This is a genomic window from Aminipila luticellarii (assembly GCF_004103735.1).
Classification (GTDB): domain Bacteria; phylum Bacillota; class Clostridia; order Peptostreptococcales; family Anaerovoracaceae; genus Aminipila; species Aminipila luticellarii.
Genome location: NZ_CP035281.1, coordinates 594,944 through 612,419, shown reverse-complemented (window position 1 = coordinate 612,419; position 17,476 = coordinate 594,944). Strand labels below are relative to the sequence as shown.

At 42.0% G+C, this 17,476-nt stretch carries 16 protein-coding genes; 6 read left to right on the top strand and 10 right to left on the bottom strand.

From position 1 onward, the window contains the following. Positions 1-108: 108 nt before the first annotated feature. The 3 genes from EQM06_RS02820 to EQM06_RS02810 form a co-directional block, all read right to left on the bottom strand. Positions 109-1,110 carry an ABC transporter substrate-binding protein gene (locus EQM06_RS02820; protein ID WP_128744903.1) on the bottom strand — a complete coding sequence of 334 codons (1,002 nt, stop codon included), beginning with the start codon at positions 1,108-1,110 and terminating at the stop codon, positions 109-111. 73 nt (positions 1,111-1,183) lie between these two features. Further along, on the bottom strand, positions 1,184-1,990 hold the full coding sequence (locus tag EQM06_RS02815; RefSeq protein WP_128744902.1) for an ABC transporter permease: 807 nt from the start codon (positions 1,988-1,990) through the stop codon (positions 1,184-1,186). Further along, the gene (locus EQM06_RS02810; RefSeq protein ID WP_230975003.1) at positions 1,983-2,747 is read right to left on the bottom strand and encodes an ABC transporter ATP-binding protein; all 765 of its coding nucleotides are present in this window, start codon (positions 2,745-2,747) and stop codon (positions 1,983-1,985) included. Before EQM06_RS02810 ends, EQM06_RS02815 begins: the two co-directional genes overlap by 8 nt. 160 nt (positions 2,748-2,907) lie before the next feature. Between EQM06_RS02810 and EQM06_RS02805 the strand changes: the two genes are divergently transcribed. Next, the gene (locus tag EQM06_RS02805) at positions 2,908-3,204 is read left to right on the top strand and encodes a DUF3892 domain-containing protein (RefSeq protein WP_128744900.1); all 297 of its coding nucleotides are present in this window, start codon (positions 2,908-2,910) and stop codon (positions 3,202-3,204) included. A 129-nt stretch (positions 3,205-3,333) separates the two neighbouring features. On the opposite strand, the gene EQM06_RS02800 is transcribed toward EQM06_RS02805, so the two are convergent. Both EQM06_RS02800 and EQM06_RS02795 read right to left on the bottom strand, forming a co-directional pair. After that, positions 3,334-4,524, bottom strand: coding sequence for an iron-containing alcohol dehydrogenase (locus EQM06_RS02800; RefSeq protein WP_128744899.1), 1,191 nt, complete (start codon positions 4,522-4,524; stop codon positions 3,334-3,336). 616 nt (positions 4,525-5,140) lie between these two features. Then, positions 5,141-5,698, bottom strand: a complete 558-nt coding sequence (locus tag EQM06_RS02795; protein ID WP_128744898.1) for a hypothetical protein — start codon at positions 5,696-5,698, stop codon at positions 5,141-5,143. A 142-nt stretch (positions 5,699-5,840) separates the two neighbouring features. Between EQM06_RS02795 and EQM06_RS02790 the strand changes: the two genes are divergently transcribed. Beyond that, a complete protein-coding gene (locus EQM06_RS02790) occupies positions 5,841-6,131 on the top strand; it encodes a hypothetical protein (protein WP_128744897.1) in 291 nt (96 codons plus the stop codon). A 79-nt stretch (positions 6,132-6,210) separates the two neighbouring features. Here the strand turns inward: EQM06_RS02790 and EQM06_RS02785 are convergent, their stop codons facing one another. Then, the gene (locus EQM06_RS02785; RefSeq protein ID WP_128744896.1) at positions 6,211-6,792 is read right to left on the bottom strand and encodes a helix-turn-helix domain-containing protein; all 582 of its coding nucleotides are present in this window, start codon (positions 6,790-6,792) and stop codon (positions 6,211-6,213) included. Between the two features lie 245 nt (positions 6,793-7,037). Here EQM06_RS02785 and EQM06_RS02780 point away from each other — a divergent pair, with 245 nt between their 5' ends. Then, complete coding sequence (locus tag EQM06_RS02780; RefSeq protein WP_128744895.1) at positions 7,038-7,487, top strand: Hsp20/alpha crystallin family protein; 450 nt, start codon at positions 7,038-7,040, stop codon at positions 7,485-7,487. Positions 7,488-7,530: 43 nt separating this feature from the next. On the opposite strand, the gene EQM06_RS02775 is transcribed toward EQM06_RS02780, so the two are convergent. From EQM06_RS02775 to EQM06_RS02765, 3 genes are read right to left on the bottom strand one after another with little or no spacing between them, the layout of a single operon-like run. Beyond that, on the bottom strand, positions 7,531-8,925 hold the full coding sequence (locus EQM06_RS02775) for a sensor histidine kinase (RefSeq protein ID WP_164914322.1): 1,395 nt from the start codon (positions 8,923-8,925) through the stop codon (positions 7,531-7,533). Positions 8,926-8,945: 20 nt separating this feature from the next. After that, positions 8,946-9,650, bottom strand: a complete 705-nt coding sequence (locus EQM06_RS02770; protein WP_128746769.1) for a response regulator transcription factor — start codon at positions 9,648-9,650, stop codon at positions 8,946-8,948. Positions 9,651-9,707: 57 nt separating this feature from the next. Then, entirely contained in the window at positions 9,708-11,198 is a 1,491-nt protein-coding gene (locus EQM06_RS02765) for an urease accessory protein UreH domain-containing protein (protein WP_128744893.1), read from the bottom strand. 286 nt (positions 11,199-11,484) lie between these two features. On the opposite strand from EQM06_RS02765, the gene EQM06_RS02760 reads away from it, so the two are divergent. The 3 genes from EQM06_RS02760 (at position 11,485) to EQM06_RS02750 (ending at position 15,542) form a co-directional block, all read left to right on the top strand. Then, a complete protein-coding gene (locus EQM06_RS02760) occupies positions 11,485-12,681 on the top strand; it encodes a transglutaminase-like domain-containing protein (RefSeq protein ID WP_128744892.1) in 1,197 nt (398 codons plus the stop codon). Positions 12,682-12,771: 90 nt separating this feature from the next. Next, on the top strand, positions 12,772-14,685 hold the full coding sequence (cooS, locus tag EQM06_RS02755; RefSeq protein ID WP_128744891.1) for an anaerobic carbon-monoxide dehydrogenase catalytic subunit: 1,914 nt from the start codon (positions 12,772-12,774) through the stop codon (positions 14,683-14,685). Positions 14,686-14,906: 221 nt separating this feature from the next. Next, on the top strand, positions 14,907-15,542 hold the full coding sequence (locus EQM06_RS02750) for an SIMPL domain-containing protein (RefSeq protein ID WP_128744890.1): 636 nt from the start codon (positions 14,907-14,909) through the stop codon (positions 15,540-15,542). A gap of 128 nt (positions 15,543-15,670) precedes the next feature. On the opposite strand, the gene EQM06_RS02745 is transcribed toward EQM06_RS02750, so the two are convergent. After that, complete coding sequence (locus EQM06_RS02745) at positions 15,671-17,320, bottom strand: methyl-accepting chemotaxis protein (RefSeq protein WP_128744889.1); 1,650 nt, start codon at positions 17,318-17,320, stop codon at positions 15,671-15,673. Between the last annotated feature and the right edge of the window lie 156 nt (positions 17,321-17,476).

The window sequence follows — 17,476 nt, the reverse complement described above, 5'->3', positions numbered from 1 at the left end:
ACAATATTAATATATATATTTCACTCTGCCCCGAATCATTACATTTTGCACACAAAAACTGTCCTAAGCTTTCGCTTGGGACAGCTCTCGTATCACCTGCTGGCGTTTCTATTTTACAGCTTCTTCAGCGTAGGTATTATTGACGACCTCCTTGTAGGGTGCCTTCTTTGTCAATTCTCCGGCCTTCGTCATAACTTCCTGCAATAAATTGTACGGCTCTTCCTTTAGAATAGGATCCGGTGCCCATGCTCCGATATCTTTGTACCGCTGCACAACCGTTGTTAAAAGCTTCACATCTGTGTCAGGGAAGGATGGAGCAACGGCCTCTGCAATCTCCTCTGCACTATGACTCTGAACCCACTGCTGTCCTTTGTATATGGCTGATACGAATCCCCGGATCATATTTTCGTTGTCCTTTATGAAACTCTGTTTAGCAAAATACGCCGTATATGGGATTTCTCCGCTCTCTGCTCCGATGGATGCCACTATGTATCCCTTTCCTTGAGCTTCGAGCATGGAGGCGGTAGGTTCAAACAGGGTAACATAATCCCCGCTTCCGCTGGTGAACGCCCCTGCCATCAGTGCAAACTGAATGCTGTTATCCAGCGTGGTATCCTTTGCCGGATCGATACCATTCTTACGCATCACGTACTCTAATGTCATGTAAGGCACTCCGCCTTTTCTGCCCGGCAGTACCACTTTACCCCGGATTTTATCCCAGTCAAAATTTTCATCCTTCTCACGACCCACCAAAAATGACCCATCGCACTGAGTCAGCTGTGCAAACACCTGGGTATGATCTTTTTTCCCTTCATTATAAACATAAATCGAAGCCTCCGGCCCTGCGAAGCCAATGTCAACATTGTTTGACAAAACTGCCGCCATGACCTTATCTGCTCCCTGTCCGTTCGACAGCTCGATCTGAATGCCCTCATCCTCAAAGAAGCCCAGGTTCATGGCTACATATTGAGGAGCATAAAAGATAGAGTGGGTCACTTCACAAACTGTTACTTTATAGCTTTTCTTTGGTTCAGAACCACATCCGCCTAATAGAGTTATTACTAGAACTAAGGTTAAAATAGCGCATAAAAGTTTCTTATATTTCTTCATACTTCAAACTCCCTTCCACTACTGTTTTAACTGCAATTTGCAAATCATAGATCTGCGATCTTCCATCGGATCTTTAGTGTCCGTACAGCTTTAATACCAGATTCTGCATCAGTACGACTGCTTCATACATAACCGCCGCTACTACAGCCAGAATAATGACGCTGGCCATGACAAGATCCAGCTGAAAAACCTGACCGCCATAAACGATCAAATACCCCAGCCCCGCCTTTGACACCAAAAATTCACCGGCAATAACACCCACTAAAGACAAACCAATATTAATCTTCAAAGAATTAAACAGGGTCAAGATGTTGCAGGGAAATACAATTTTCGTGAAAATCTGCATTTTACTTGCTCCAAAAGTGGTTGCCATTTTTATATATTCTTTATCTGTATGCTGAAATCCATTTAACATTTCCAGCACGGTAACAATCAAGGATATGGCCAGAGCCATAAAGATAATGGCCTCAGTTCCTGCCCCGACAATAATAATGATGACAGGACCTAACGCGATCTTTGGCAAGCTGTTCAATACGACCAAATAAGGTTCACTGATTTTCGCGATATAGCTGCTCCACCAGAGTATAATGGCGAGAATCGTTCCGGTAATGACCCCCAGAACGAAACCGACTAAAGTCTCATATACGGTGACACCAATGTGCATCAGCAGTCCGTTTTGTGCCATATTGATATACGTCTTTAAAATTCTTGAAGGCTGACTAAGTATAAAGCTGTCTATGAGCCCGACTCTGGCTGATATTTCCCAAAGAGCTATCAAAAATACTAAAATTCCGATCTGCCAAAAAAGAATCATCTGCTTCCGATGTTTTTGCTTTTTTAAAAACAGGGTTCTTTCCTTGGAAACAATCTGTTCATTCATTGCTGCTCAGCTCCTTCCAAATATGATCGAAATATTTTCCAAACTTTGGACTGTTTCTGCAATTTAAAGGATTCCTGTTTTCCATTTCAAAGTCTATAGCCAGAACCTCCTTCACCACAGCCGGCCTGGCACTCAACATGACAATCTTATCTCCCATACTGATTCCTTCCGGTATATCATGGGTAACCATAATAGTTGTTACCTGCTCCTGTTTTAATATGCCGTAGACATCATTGGTTACCGCCAGTCTGGTCTGATAGTCCAGCGCGGAAAAAGCTTCATCCAATAACAAAATATCTGGGTTAATGGCAAGGGTTCGGATCAAAGCGACCCTCTGCCGCATTCCTCCAGATAGTTGAGACGGGTACTTATCTTTAAATTCATAAAGTCCATAGGTCTTTAACAATTCTATCACTCTTGCCTCATTTTCATGAGTTACGTTCTTCTGTATTTCCAGCCCCAGCATGACATTCTTATAAATCGTTCTCCAATCCAGCAGGTTATCTTTCTGCAACATGTATCCAATATGAGTCGTTACCCCTTCAATTTTTTCTCCCTTTACATAAATCTCTCCTGCGGTCGGTTTTAGAAGCCCTGCAATAATAGAAAGCAGTGTTGATTTGCCGCACCCGCTGGGTCCGACTACACTGACAAATTCACCTTTTTCCACATGAAAACTTATATTTTCTAATGCGGTTATTTCTCCGTTTAATGCCTGATACTTTTCTTGGATGTTTTTTACTTCTAATACTGCCAAAAACACCACCTCATTATTTTTATAATATATACTTTCATTGTATGTGATTTTAAACAAAATGGTGAATAGGGAACCTTTGAAATAATTTCTGTGACCATTCATAAAATCCCTGTATTCTACGCAGAATACAAATGAAAAAGAAAGAAAAGGAGGTTCGATTATGAACGACCAAAAAAATACAATGGATGCAGCACTGGCACGCAATACTCTGGATCAAATACCTACTCCGTCCAGCGATGCCAAACGCATTACCGGTCTGGTCAAAAGCAGCGGGCGCGTGACAGGTTATCAACTGTCCGATAACAGCATTCTCTCCAAGGAAGAGTGTATTGAACTGGCTAAACGGGGAGGAATTATGGGCGTAGGCGTTTCTCATCGCGGCAATACGGAATATTTAAAATCTATTCCCGACGGCTCTGAAAACAATAATTTAAGCTCACTGCCTTCTATTCATTAGCTTCTGATTTTTTAATGCGCAGAGGATAAAGAAAGAACTCCTTGAATCACTATAATCCAAGGAGTTCTTTCTTTTTTATTATATATTTTTTACGGATTAACATGGTTGGACTGGTATATTACCGCAGCATTAGAAATCAATATCTTCTCCATAATAACAGGCCTTCAACAGCTTTTCCATTTCTTCCTGAGTAGGAATTCTTGGATTAGAACCGGTGCAGGCATCACCTATAGCCAGTTCTGCTATTTTTGAAAGCTTATCCATAAATTCCTTTTCATCGATAATACCGCCTTCATAGGTCTTAATGCAGCAAGGAATATCCAGAGAATCATTCATGGCTTTAATTTCTTTCACCAGTAAATCAATCAATTCCTCTTCGGTATCCCCTTTCAGTCCGATAAATCGAGCAATTTCAGCATATCTGCCGGCTGCTTCCGAATTTTTGGCATTAAACTGAATCACTCTAGGCAGATACATGGCATTGGCGCAGCCGTGGACGATGTGCCCGCCGCTGTAAGCAGCTCCCGTCTTATGCGCCATAGAATGTACGATTCCAAGCAGTGCATTTGAAAATGCCATGCCGGCCAGGCATTGTGCATTGTGCATCCTCTCTTTTGCTTCCTTATTCCCGTCATAAGATTTTTTTAGGAATTCATGCACCATTTTAATGGCATGAAGTGCAAGAGGATCCGTATAGTCACAGTGGAGAGTGGATACATAGGCTTCAATCGCATGCGTCATTGCATCCATCCCCGTATATGCCGTCAATTTCGGCGGCATTGTTTCTGCAAGCTCAGGGTCTACAATGGCAATGTCAGGCGTTATATTAAAATCCGCTAAAGGATACTTGATCCCTTTTTCATAATCTGTAATAACACTAAAAGCAGTGACTTCTGTGGCTGTTCCCGAAGTGGAAGGAATGGCACAGAATCTGGCTTTCGTCCTCAATTCCGGGAAACTGAAAGGAGTGATCAAATCTTCAAAAGTCGTATCCGGATATTCATAGAATGCCCACATCGCCTTTGCTGCATCTATTGGAGAACCGCCTCCCATGGAAACAATCCAGTCCGGCTGGAACTTCTTCATGGCTTCAGCGCCGCGCATAACAGTATCTACACTTGGATCTGGTTCCACGTTTTCAAACAATTCCACCTCCATTCCGGCTTCTTTCAGGAAGCCCTGTGCTTTATCCAGAAATCCAAAACGTTTCATAGAACCGCCGCCTACCACCAAAAATGCCCTCTTACCTTTTAAATTCTTTAATTCAGATAAGGAACCGCTTCCGTGATAAATATCTCTTGGTAATGTAAATCTTCCCATACTAACTTCCTCCTTCATGTTAAAACATTAACAATATCTTTATGTGGTTATTATACATTTTTCATCATTATATTGCAATAGATAATTTATATCCAAAATTCTTTTAAAGCATATAGCTTTAATCGTTATTTTTTAATAGACCGGAAGATCTTATCTCCTCGCCCATCCCTCGTAAGATTTCTTTTCATACCATGTCGGCGGCAAGATCTACCAGGCATCCATTTATTAAATTATTGTATAAAAAGTTCATATAATTGCTATTTTATTAACAAATCAATAGGAAATTTTTAATTAATTAAAATTCTTTACCAATTTTGGGATTTTATACGCATATAAAAGCAGTCTGGGTAGTATATCATTAAAACCATGCGTGGTTTTAACGTTGATATTTTGTTATGATTTGCTGGTCTGTGATTTCGTCAGAAATATTATTTATTATTTTTTCTCTGTCCAACTCAGGTAGATTGTTCTTCTCTAAATACTCACTTTATGTTATATTTTTCAATACCTGTTCGCTGAAATGTGGTTTTTGGGGGTTGAAATGTGGTCTTACAGAAAAAAGGCATATCAGCCGCTCAATGCTCATATGCCTTTTTAACCGCTTTACAGAGGTTTTTTATCTATTAATTTCTACTGTGCATGGAGCTGCACTTAACGGTCTGGATATTTCTTCGTAGGTCAGCCGAAGTCTTGGGCGCATGCCCGCCGTCTCGTATTGATCCGATGCATACATGAGCTGCCGCCCATTGGGTGCTCCGGTCAGAAACAGTCCTTTGTTTTCCATTCTTTCTTGACTCCACGCTGCCGCGATTGCTGTGATATCTATTTCAGTGTAGCTTATGCAAGCCTGATCCTCATAGTCTACTCTCAAACTATCATCAAATCTCGGAGGGATATACCAGCCGCTGTAGACACTGAAAAAATCCAGTAAGGGATAAACAGAATACTGATTGCTCCAAAATGCTGACGGAATCTCTATAACATTCATAGGCATTTTAAAGAGAATCAGCCTTGCCCTTTTCACAGGATTCAAAAAGACAGCAGGGGGAAGTTCAAAGAAAAGATAGGTCGTAAAATTACATCCAATTCGCAACGGATCGTTCTTCCATGCGGAGCACTTGGCGCCACTTATTAAACTGACAGCCTCCATGCAGGTCAAGTCCATAAAACTCATTTTAATATCACCACTATAATAATATGATAATTGGAATACTTAGGTTCTAATTTTACTCCTGACAGTCACACAAACTTTATTTCTGAATACATTACAAGTGGAAGTATTTCCTTTCAAATTTAATAGTAAGGAGAGAGTTTTTATGGCACAAGTTGCTATCACTGTGACAAGTGGTACTCCTTTCAATACTGACAGCAGTGATTCCGTATTGTCCATTGAAGTGACCAATACCGACGCAGTCCCTTGTAAGGCGGGAACAAATGCGTATTATTATGTCAGCTTGTCTGACGGCACAAATAGTGAAACGTACACTTTCGCAGTAGCAGAAACAGGCACAATCGCAGCAAGTCATGCAGAAACCTTTGTTGTAGAAAATACCACATTAGGAACAGTGACCACTTCCTCTGGTGTGATTTATTACACCGCAGCTTAAAAATGGCTTCTAATTTAGAATAGTATCACGCTCCCCGATGGGCAATCTATGCCGGCGGGGAGCGTTTTTAGATGCCGTTCTATTCCTTGGCCCACAAGCCATGCTGATTACAGTAAAAATAAATTTGTCCTTTTCTCATAACCGGAAAACGCACTTCTGCCGCCTGCTCCGGATACAACTTGACCAGCAACATCCTGTCATGAGCTGCACAGGCTACAAAGCTGATAAAATGTGTTTTACTCATTTCATGATCAATTGTAATGTAAAAGTCATCTTCTATTTGCTCCACGTTCAATCGATGTGTTTCATCCTCTATTTTCGGAACCAGTTCTGCCAATTTCCGTCCACAGCAGAAGACTTCGCCTTCACCGGTAGCAGTCAGTATGTTTCCGCAAGTGGGACACACATAAAACTTAATTTTTTTCATATTCCCTTTGTCTGCATCATTTGGCTCTAAATTTCCCAATAATATTTTCTCAATATTTACTTCCAATACCTTGGACAGTTCCCGAAGCAGGGATACATCCGGACATCCCTGACCCCGCTCCCACTTGGAGATTGTCTTGTCACTAATATTCATCCGATCAGCAAGCTGCTTCTGCGTCATTCCTTTTTCTTTACGTAAGCTTAATATCAGCTCTCCTACTTTGCTGCAATCCATGCTGCCACCTCCATATATAGAGTAAGCGCAGATTAAATCATTTTCAATCAACGCTCCGTAGATTTTTATTCACCTTAAGCTTATTATAACAAAAAACATCTTCTATAAAAACTTTTAAAATATTTTTTGAAATCTATTGACAAAATATAAAACAAGCGGTATTCTTTATTTAAAGTTAGCACTCACCAATTGAGAGTGCTAACAAAATTACATGATGTATAAACATATAAAAAGGAGGAGTCAATATGTTTGGATTAACACCTTTAAACAGAAATCAGCTTCAAAAGAGAGATGGACACGATTTTATAGACTTCTACAATATGTTAGATGACTTTTTCAATGACAGTCCATTTGGTTTCAGAGCCCCGGAAACAGGAGTCTTTAAAATGGATGTAAAGGATCAGGGAAATGCCTATCTAGTAGAAGCAGAAATGCCTGGTATCAAAAAAGAAGAAATTAAGCTGGACTATCAAAATGATTATCTGATCATTAAGGTAGAAAAAAATGAAGAAATAAATGAAGAAAAAGAAAGCTATCTTCACAAAGAACGCAGAAGCAGTTCCATGCAGCGTTCCGTATATCTGAAAGATATTGATGCGGCAAATGTGGACGCAAAGCTGGAGGATGGGGTTTTAAAGATTTCACTTCCGAAATCGGAACCGGCTGCCAGCAAGCTTCAAATTGAAATTAAATAATGCGAGTCCGTACAAAATGGGGAGCGACAAGCTCCCCATTTTGTTATTTAAGCAAGGGAAGCTGAACCGTGAAAACACTCCCTTTGCCCAATTCGCTCTTTACTTCAATCGTTCCCCCATGTGCGTCTACAATGGCTTTTACCACGGACAATCCGATACCGGAACCGCCTGTATTCCGATCCCGGGACTTATCCGTTCGGTATAAATGGTCAAAGATATTGGGAATGTCTTCTGCGGCTATCCCCAGCCCTGTATCCGACACGGTCAACCTTACCCAGTCTCCGTACTTACCGGCTGAAATTTCAATTTTTCCACCGTTATCTGTATATTTGATGGCGTTAGACAGCAGGTTCACAACCACCTGAATCATTTTATCTTTATCTGCGTAGACCTCACAAGGGGCAGGACCTACTTCCACTCTAATATTCCGGCTTTCCAGTTCCTGTTGGAAATTGGAAACAACCGGACGGATTACACTTAGTACGTCGAATCGGCTCTTGTGAACTTGCAGACTGTCGTTCTCTATTTGTACAATTTTATCAATATCCGCCAGCATTCTGGTGAGCCTCAAAATCTCTGTTCTGCATCCCTCCAGTCTTTCCGGCGTGTTCTCCAATACCCCGTCAATCATAGCCTCCAGCGTAGATTGCAGAGCGGCCAGCGGCGTTCGAAGCTCGTGAGCGTAGTCCTTCGCCATACGTTTTTGGGAGAGCTGCTGCCCTTCCAGCGAGCTTGCCAGTCTGTTCACGCTTTGAATCAGCTGATTGATCTCAATGGTTCCGGAATCAAAATCCAACCTTTCCGTATAATTTCCTCCCTCAATTTGTCTGGTCTTTTTGATGACTTTTTTAATAGGCAAAGACATTCTGTCCGCCATATACATCCCTAAAAATATGGCGATTATGAGAAAAATTAAGCCTATTCCAATAAATATCTTATTCAGTATTTCTATGAATTGGATGTCTTCATTATTATAAAAATAGGGTCCATAGTACCCCAAAGTAACCGTTGCCACTTTTTTATTCTTTTTTACAACGTCATAATCCTTTTCAACATATTTCCCGTCAAAATGGGGATACCGCCCTGCCATATTGGATCGCATGCTTTCCAGCATATTGTCACACACCCGGCTGTCCAGCGTACTCATGCAGAACAGCTGATTATCTTTTACGTCGGACACCATCAGAATCAACCCCTGGGTTACAGCCGTATTGCCAATACTTTTCAGGATTTCCATATCCGGAAATTCTCCGTTCTCTCCAAATTCCTCTGTCACCAGATGTACAATATCCTGATTTTTCTTTTCCTGTGTATGAACAATATACGTTTGAAACTTTTTTTCCAGCACATAGTTGGATACAAACAAAAAAGAACTGACCAAAATCAGAGCAAGCAGCACATAGGACAGGGTCAATTTAAATTTCAGACTAACATTCATGTGTTTCCTCTCTTCATCCATTACAGCTTTCCATCAAATTTATATCCAATGCCGCGAACAGTGATGATATACTTGGGATTTGCCGAATCCGCTTCGATCTTACTTCTTAAATTTTTAATGTGTGAATCAATGGTTCGGTCAAACCCATCATACTCTGTGCCCAGAACAAGGTTGATCAATTCTTCTCTCGTAAATGTTTTTCTCGGATATTTCATCATCGCACATAGCAGCTTAAATTCAATCGGCGTCAAGCTGACCTCTTTTTCTGACTTTTTCACCGTATACGTATTTAAATCTATTTTCAAGTCTCCATCATTCCAGTTCATGATGTGAAACAGCGGAGACACCCCTTCATCGGCACGTCTCAGCAGGCTGTTTATCCTTGCCATGAGTTCTCGGGGACTGAAAGGCTTTGTCACATAATCATCTGCTCCGATATTGAGCCCGATTATCTTTTCCTCTTCACTCACCTTAGCGGTCAGCATGATGATCGGAACCCGGGACATTCTCCGGATTTCCTTACAGACTTCTTCTCCTGAAAGCTTAGGCAGCATCAGGTCTAAGACTACCAGATCCGGGTGAATATTATGAAATAATACCAGTGCCTTTTCTCCGTCATAAGCTGCGAAGGGATCATATCCGTTTTTTTCAAGATAAGCCATGACCGCCTCTACGATTTTAGGCTCGTCATCCACGATCAGCACCTTTTTCTTTTCTCCCAGCATAACCTCTTCCTCCATACCAACAATATAACATACAATGCTCTTTCATTACAAATTATATTATATTGCGCAGCAGCTCATGGAACCTCCGGTGTTTGCGCCCGCTGATTCTCCCGCAGCCTTGGCCGCTTTAGCCGCATCCTCCCCCTTAATATCTTCAACGACAGTAATGCTGCTCCGCACCATTCCCATCCAACAGCTATATCCAAAGGTGCCAGTTTTAGTCGGCGTAAATTCGATGACATTTTCCCCCGGCTGTAATTCCTGCTGAATGTTGTATTCCGGAATAATCATCTCACGGTTGCATCCATTCAAATCCTCTGCCCCTGCTTCTATAGTCCACTTGACAGGAACCCCTGCCTGCACAGCAATCGGGGAATATCTCCCTCCGTCCAAGCTGGTAGTCACCTGCTGTTCCTCTCCGGCCACCGTGCTCATGATTGCACTGTTACCGGATTCCGCTGAAACAGACGGAAGAGTCATACCGGTAAAAGCCATTCCCCTGTTCAGCATAACAACACCTAATACAATCACCAGTGCGGCACTGCATTTAATCATGTTCTTGGCTGATTTAGAGCTGAGCATGGAACCGAATGCTCCAAATGCAAAAAGCAGCGGCACTGTCCCCAGACTGAATACGAACATGGACACGGCTCCTGACACGAAGCTTCCCGTTCCAAGTGCATACAGCTGCATGGCTTGAAGCGGTCCGCATGGCATCAGACCATTTAATAATCCCACGACAAAAGGGCCTTTGCTATTCTTGGCACTATGTATCTTATTGGCAAAGAGCTTAGGCATGTGGGGATTTAGTTTTCGGAGTGCAGGAAATACATTCAGCATGTTCAATCCCATAATTACCATAAAGGTTCCTGCAATTATGGTGATAAAGGCACTCCCCGCATTGGAAAGAGTAAACACAGAGCCCAATGCTCCCACGATCCCGCCTATCACCGTATAGGATAGGATTCGTCCTCCATTGTATAGAAAGCTTGGTAAGAATTTAGAGAACTTACTCTGTCCCTCCTGTTCAAATTTATAGGATACACAGAGGGATAGATTAATTCCCCCGCACATAGCGACACAATGAATAGAGGACAGCATCCCCACTAGGAACAGAATGCCGTAGCCCATATTGGGGGTTATCTGCGGTATGAAATTAAACCCTATAGTATTTTTTATGATAAGATATATGCCGGCTATAAGGATTCCCATGGTGATGAGCTGACTGTTGGAACCTTTTTCAGGCTCATGCTCGGATGCTGCACCTGATGCTTCGGCTGATACTTTATTCGATGCTCTCCCTGATACTTTCACCGGGGCATTCTTCTCCCGGCGTACTTTATAGCCAAGCTTTTCTACGGTTTTTATAATTTCTCCCAGGGATACTTCCTCCGGACTATAGGTAACCGTTAAACAGGAAGCCGTATAACTGGCCTCCGCCCCATAAACACCATCCATTTTGTTTATTTCATTTTCAATTCTGGTCTCACAGCCTATGCACGTCATCTTATCTACTTTAAGTTTCTTCTTGATTAATCTTTTTCCCACAAATAGTCCTCCCTAACAACTTCGTGTATCTCCATTCAGCATACATTTTGTTCTTTTCATAGTATCAAGCCTTTATGGAGATATTGTGGAGATTCTTAAAAATGGATTCCGAATCGTCCACCGAATTTTTGGTATATTCTGTCGGTAGTTTCTGTTTCCTACCTTGTGGTATAATGATTCCATTCATTAAAATACGGCTTCGCCGTAAAGAAGGAATCATTGAATCCTGCTGCGACATGCTTGCATAGTATAATGATTCTATTCAGCATAAATATAAGGAGCCTCTATGAACTTATTGAATCATATCAATATGATAACAGTTTTAGTAACAGGTATTTTTGCCATGCCTTTACTCATGGGCCTGCTACATCCAATTACGGGAAATCGAGTAGAAAACTCATTTTTATCCATACTGAACAGCTTTATATTCATTATTGGAATTATCTTTGCCTTTCATTTTGCCAGCGGTATTTTTTCTGGCAATCAGGAGGGTATTTTTGCGATTCTATACCAGCACTTTCCAACCGTGCAGAATTGGGTCAGCCGCTATAGATATGATGTTGTGGCATATGTAATCGCTCTGTTCGTTTTACTCTCGGTCATCATCTGGATTCTGGAGGTTGTATCCATTCCCATCTATCGATGGTTGATCCTTCCGCTGTCCGGCAGACTGACCTCGACCTTCAATGCCATGAGCAGCCGGATGAGACGAATGCTCAGCGTCATATGGCAGCTTCCCAAAGCCATATGTATGGTTCTTGTGTTCACGCTGCTGCTCAATTTCTATTCCAGCTATATTAACAATCCCAATGGGGAAGAGTATATCCATCAATCTTCTGTTTATCAGCTGATCAATAAAAATATACTCCATCCGATCTTAAATACAGACATCGTAAAAAAACTTCCTGTACTGTTCAATGATTCTTTTAAACGGGCAGAAGAGGATTTTGCAAAAAAAAATGCGGACAGTACGGATCCTAATTACTGGAAAGTACCTGTTATCAAATATTTTAACGGGGTTACGCTGGATCAAGCGATTCAATCCAACGATGAAATTGACAAAAAAGCGAAAGAAATTGTTGGAACGAAAACAAATGACCGGGAAAAGGCCTACCTGCTGTACAAATGGATCAGCCGAAATATCCAATACGACAGGGATAAGGCAGCTATCATCGTGCAAAACCCCTCTCATGTGGACTCAGGCTCTGTGGTGACCTATGAACAGCGGGAAGGAATCTGTTTTGACTATTCCTGCCTATACATTTCCATGTGCCGTGCGGTAGACTTAAAGGTGCGCTTTGTCACCGGACTTGCCTATAATGGCTCCGAATGGGGGGATCACGCATGGAATCAGATTTATGATGCGGAGGGAAAGAAATGGATCAATGTGGATACCACGTTTGGTCATTCCGGATATAACTATTTCGATAATGCTGATTTCTCCGCCAATCATAAATATGATGTCATTCAAGGGGAATGGTAGCTGTTACAGTAGTGAAAATCTGATAATTTTTTCTAAAACTGGCATACTAATGGCAGCAACTTTATTTAAAGACAAGCCAGGAGGTTAAAGATGTCAGAAACAATTTCTAAAAATAGCGCAGGACGAGTCAGTTATCATGATTCCGTAGAAGAAATGCTGATTCGAATAAAAGAAGATGGTCTTTCCAGCGTATTTTCCAGATGGGATCCCCAGGAAAAAATTCGCTGTAACTTCTGCCTTCAAGGCGTGAGCTGTCAGTTATGTACGCAGGGGCCTTGCAGAATCAGCGAAAAAGCCGGAGCCGATAAGGGAGTCTGCGGAATTGGTCCGGATGCAATGGCTATGAGAAATCTTCTCATGCGGAACATTATGGGCGCCGCGACGTATGCTCATCACGCCTACGAAGCCTTCCGAACCTTAAAAGCTACGGGAGAAGGAAAAACCACATTTGGTATCACCGACGAAAAGAAACTTCGCTGGATGTGCGAAAAAGTCTCCATTAACACGAATCAGGATGTTTATGCTATGGCGGTTCAATTAGCCGAATTTCTGGATAAGGAAATGAAATGTACCCCAGACGAGAAAAGTGTGATGGTTGAAGCTTTTGCCCCGCAAAAAAGAAAACCTGTTTGGGAAAAATTAAATATTTACCCTTCCGGAGTGGAGCATGAGGTAGAGCTTTCCATCGCCAGTTGTCTCACAAATGTAGACGGAGACTATGTTTCTCTGGCTAAAAAGGCTCTTCGATTAGGCCTTTCCACCATTTATACCGCTCAAATCGGCCTTGAAATGGTTCAGGATATTTTGTTCGGCACACCGATGCCCCACGAGGTAGACGTGGATCTGGGCATCATGGATCCGGATTATGTTAATATTGCGTTTAACGGACATCAGCCTTGGGTGGGTGCCGCTGCTCTGCAAAAGGCAAAGCTGCCTGAGTTCCAGGAACTGGCAAGAAAAGCCGGAGCAAAAGGAATTCACATCGTAGGCTCCATCGAAACGGGTCAGGAATTACTGCAGAGATTTGAAATAGATAACGTTTTTGTTGGGTTAATGGGCGATTGGCTATCCATTGAACCCTTCCTCGCAACAGGAACTGTAGACGCTCTGGTCATGGAAGAGAACTGCTCTCCTCCGGCAATAGATCAATATGCGGAAAAATATCAAGTCGCGCTGATCAGTGTCAGCACCATTATCGGGGTTCCGGGCACCGCTCACACTATGCCTTATTATCCGGCAAAAGCCGATCAAATGGCGGAACAATGCATACAAATAGCTATTGAGAACTTCAAAAGACGGCATAGCAGGATTAAACCGTTGGTGCCAAAGCATAAAACAAAAGCGATCGCCGGATTTTCCACGGAAGCTGTACTGGGTGCGATCGGCAATAATTTGGATACCCTTGTAGATGTCATTGCAAAAGGACAAATTAAGGGAATCGTAGCATTAGCAAGCTGTTCCACCCTGCGGAACGGACCTCAGGACTGGAATACAGTGAATATAACAAAAGAGTTAATTAAAGGGGATATATTGGTGGTTGCAGGCGGCTGCGGAAATCATGCCTTAGAGGTTGCCGGCCTATGTAATTTAGATGCCGTTGAATTGGCCGGAGAAGGACTGCAATCCGTATGCAGAGCATTAAACATTCCTCCGGTTTTAAGCTTTGGCACCTGTACGGATACCGGCCGAATCTCCATGCTGGTCACCGCCCTTGCGGATCACCTAAAGGTAGATATTCCGGATCTTCCAATCGCTGTTACCGCTCCGGAATGGATGGAGCAAAAGGCCACCATTGATGGTCTATTTGCAGTCGCTTATGGGGCTTACACCCATCTTTCCCCGACGCCATTCGTAACGGGAGCCCCCAACTTGGTGAAGCTGGTCACGCAAGATGTGGAAGGTTTAACAGGCGGAAAAATCGCCATAGGAGATGACCCGGTTCAGGCTGCAAAGGACATGAAAGCTCATATACTGAAAAAGAGGCAGCAGATGGGTTTAAAGTAATATTGTTTATGTAAACAAAAGGCGCCTCGAGATATCCGGGGATTTTCATATACCAAAGTAGCGTTTAATATGGGTTAAACGCTACTTTTTGTTGCAAAGCATTCTTTATCCCATAGCAAAATTATGATTTAGAAACTGAATTAGGACCCAAAAACGTACCTCTTTAATATACTGGTACTGTAAACATATTTCCTGCATAAAAAAATGAAAGGAGACTTTTTATGGTACGCTCCCTATCGGACAACAACTATTCCAATCATACCATGACCTTGACGGGTCAGGGATATGTTACCGCAGCCCCGGATACAGCCGTCATTCGCTTAGGTGTTCGAACCACCGGATATAATGTATCTCAAATACAGTCGGACAATGCACAAAGTATGAAAGAAGTCATTCAGGCTCTGAACCTGCTGGGAATAACGGAAATAAAAACGGTTCAATATCTAATAGATCAGCTCTATGAATATCAGGAGGGCAAACAAATCGACAAAGGGTATGAGGTAAAACATATAGTCCAGATTCAGACGGATAAGCTCAATGAAGTCGGAAAAATAATCGACACCGTAGTCAGTGCAGGCTCCAATTTGATAGAAGCTATTTCTTTTGAACTCTCTGAGCCGGCTCTCTTTTACCAGCAGGCCTTAAACAATGCTTTGAATAATGCTGTTGACAAAGCCAAATCTATTTCCGACACGCTACATACGAGACTAAATCCAGTACCGATACGTATACTCGAAAACAGTATTCCGCCTGTCCCGTTTCTTTTCACACCGCGAGGGGCGGCCACCACGCCGATCATTCCCGGCGGATTGTCCGTTGAAGCATTCGTTACAGTTGATTTTGCCTACACAGACTAACGCAACAAAAAAGGCGTCTCCAGGATGGATAATATGCTCCCTGCTAAATTGGGAGCATACCATGATTCAACCACGCTGAGACGTCCTTTTTCTTTCTTCTTCTATTACTCTCTGATTAGTAATCCGGTTTATCTATATCCAGCGGTAATTTTCTCTGAAATACCATTTTTCTGCATCTCTTTGCTTCTTTTATTAAACAGCTCACAGATTAAGTCATGATTTTTAACTCTTCCAAACCCCAGATAGGTCTTTACCGGATTTTCTAAAACAAAAGTATAAGGTTCTTTGCAAATCCATTGCTCCATTTTTAATTTTTTTAGATGATAATCTCCGGTCTCCATCTCCAGTACCACCACATCCAAAAGCCCTTTTATCAGCTTTTTGAACAAAATCTCTTCTTTATTGCTTTCTTCAAGCTTTATACCCAGCTTGTACAGCTCCGGAAAATACGTATATCCGGACATCACTCCGACCTTCTTCCCTTCCAGATCTGACAACTGATTTACCTCTATTTCCATGCTCCGGCTTGTATAGAATCCATACGGGCTTTCAAAGCGATAGCTCTCACTAAATTTTAAATACGTCTCTCTGTCCTGATCATAGGATATGGCCGGAAGAATATCTGACAGCCCATTTTTTACCATCTTAACGGAAGTATCCCAAGGAACGATTTTGAATTCGACCTGATATCCGGAATCTTTAAACGCCGCCTTGATTAAGTCATAGTCCATTCCGGATATTTTTCCTGTCTGTTCATCATAAATAATATAAGGCTCATACGGAGAAGTGGCCACTACAACGGTGGTGGGCTTTTTCAGACTTTCTTTCTTCATAAGCTGAAAATTCAGCTGTTCCAGTTCTTCAATCCGCTGTTTAATAGTATCCACGGAATGGGTCTCCTCCTGAATGGATTGGGAGAGCTCTTCTATTTTATTCGATGAGGTGTCAACTGAATCCGTTACCTTCCCAATCACCTCTTTGGCGGAATAAATGGATTCCTCCAACTCTTTTGAATTGTCGGCGATCCAGCTGCTCATTTCACTGGAGTCTCTTGACACATTTTCAATGAGAGCAAAATCCTCAATCGTATTTTCAATCTGCGTATTTTGAAAAACAATACTTTCCATGACCTGATGGACATTTTTTTTAGATTTTTCTACAGACACGGCAATATCGGTAATAATCCCACTGATCACCTTATTTACCTCACTGGTTTCACTGGCCAGATGCCGGACTTCCTCCGCTATGACTGAGAATCCACGGCCATGCTCCCCGGCTCTTGCCGCTTCCACAGAAGCATTTAAAGCCAGCAGATTCGTCTGTGAAGAAATATGCTCAATTTGTTCTACAAGCGATTTGGCTGTCCTCATTTTTTCTTCCAGTTCGGCAAAGGAATTTTTAGCGGAGCTTAAATGTTCACCATTTTCTCCCAGACTTTTGGTAATCTCCTCAAACCGCTTTCGCTTATCCACTATGTTTTCATATGTATGATTGGAAATTTCAGAAGCCTGCGAAGCTTTCTTTCTGCTTTCCTGCACGGTCGTATAAATAATATCAATGACATCATTCATAGAAATCATGCTGGATGCCTGCTCTTTTGCTTCCGACGTAAGCTCTTGGATTCTTACAAGAATCTCATTCATTTCGATATCCAGCTCATCGGCGGAAAAAGAAAATCCGCTGATTAATTCTAAATATTTGTCGGATAGTTCTTTCATGCTGTCTTTTGCCACAGTGCCATTACAGGCATTTACTTCTGACTTTTTAAAAAAATTCATACCCTTACGCCTCCACTTTATTTATACACTTTAAATGTATCATATTATTCCCAGCCTAATATGTCAATAAACCTGAAAATTCTGTTAAAATAGCGTTGTTTTTACTAAACAACGCCGGGAAAACGTCCCTTTATGAAATTTTTAAGACTCCTGCTG

Excerpts from the sequence above, each read along its gene's own strand:
- EQM06_RS02760 (WP_128744892.1), top strand. The coding sequence starts at position 11,485 with ATGAACTTATTGAATCATATCAATATGATAACAGTTTTAGTAACAGGT.
- EQM06_RS02785 (WP_128744896.1), bottom strand. The coding sequence starts at position 6,792 with ATGGATTGCAGCAAAGTAGGAGAGCTGATATTAAGCTTACGTAAAGAA.
- EQM06_RS02820 (WP_128744903.1), bottom strand. The coding sequence starts at position 1,110 with ATGAAGAAATATAAGAAACTTTTATGCGCTATTTTAACCTTAGTTCTA.
- EQM06_RS02800 (WP_128744899.1), bottom strand. The coding sequence starts at position 4,524 with ATGGGAAGATTTACATTACCAAGAGATATTTATCACGGAAGCGGTTCC.
- EQM06_RS02790 (WP_128744897.1), top strand. The coding sequence starts at position 5,841 with ATGGCACAAGTTGCTATCACTGTGACAAGTGGTACTCCTTTCAATACT.
- cooS (WP_128744891.1), top strand. The coding sequence starts at position 12,772 with ATGTCAGAAACAATTTCTAAAAATAGCGCAGGACGAGTCAGTTATCAT.
- EQM06_RS02745 (WP_128744889.1), bottom strand. The coding sequence starts at position 17,320 with ATGAATTTTTTTAAAAAGTCAGAAGTAAATGCCTGTAATGGCACTGTG.
- EQM06_RS02750 (WP_128744890.1), top strand. The coding sequence starts at position 14,907 with ATGGTACGCTCCCTATCGGACAACAACTATTCCAATCATACCATGACC.
- EQM06_RS02815 (WP_128744902.1), bottom strand. The coding sequence starts at position 1,990 with ATGAATGAACAGATTGTTTCCAAGGAAAGAACCCTGTTTTTAAAAAAG.
- EQM06_RS02780 (WP_128744895.1), top strand. The coding sequence starts at position 7,038 with ATGTTTGGATTAACACCTTTAAACAGAAATCAGCTTCAAAAGAGAGAT.
- EQM06_RS02775 (WP_164914322.1), bottom strand. The coding sequence starts at position 8,925 with ATGAATGTTAGTCTGAAATTTAAATTGACCCTGTCCTATGTGCTGCTT.
- EQM06_RS02805 (WP_128744900.1), top strand. The coding sequence starts at position 2,908 with ATGAACGACCAAAAAAATACAATGGATGCAGCACTGGCACGCAATACT.
- EQM06_RS02795 (WP_128744898.1), bottom strand. The coding sequence starts at position 5,698 with ATGAGTTTTATGGACTTGACCTGCATGGAGGCTGTCAGTTTAATAAGT.
- EQM06_RS02770 (WP_128746769.1), bottom strand. The coding sequence starts at position 9,650 with ATGCTGGGAGAAAAGAAAAAGGTGCTGATCGTGGATGACGAGCCTAAA.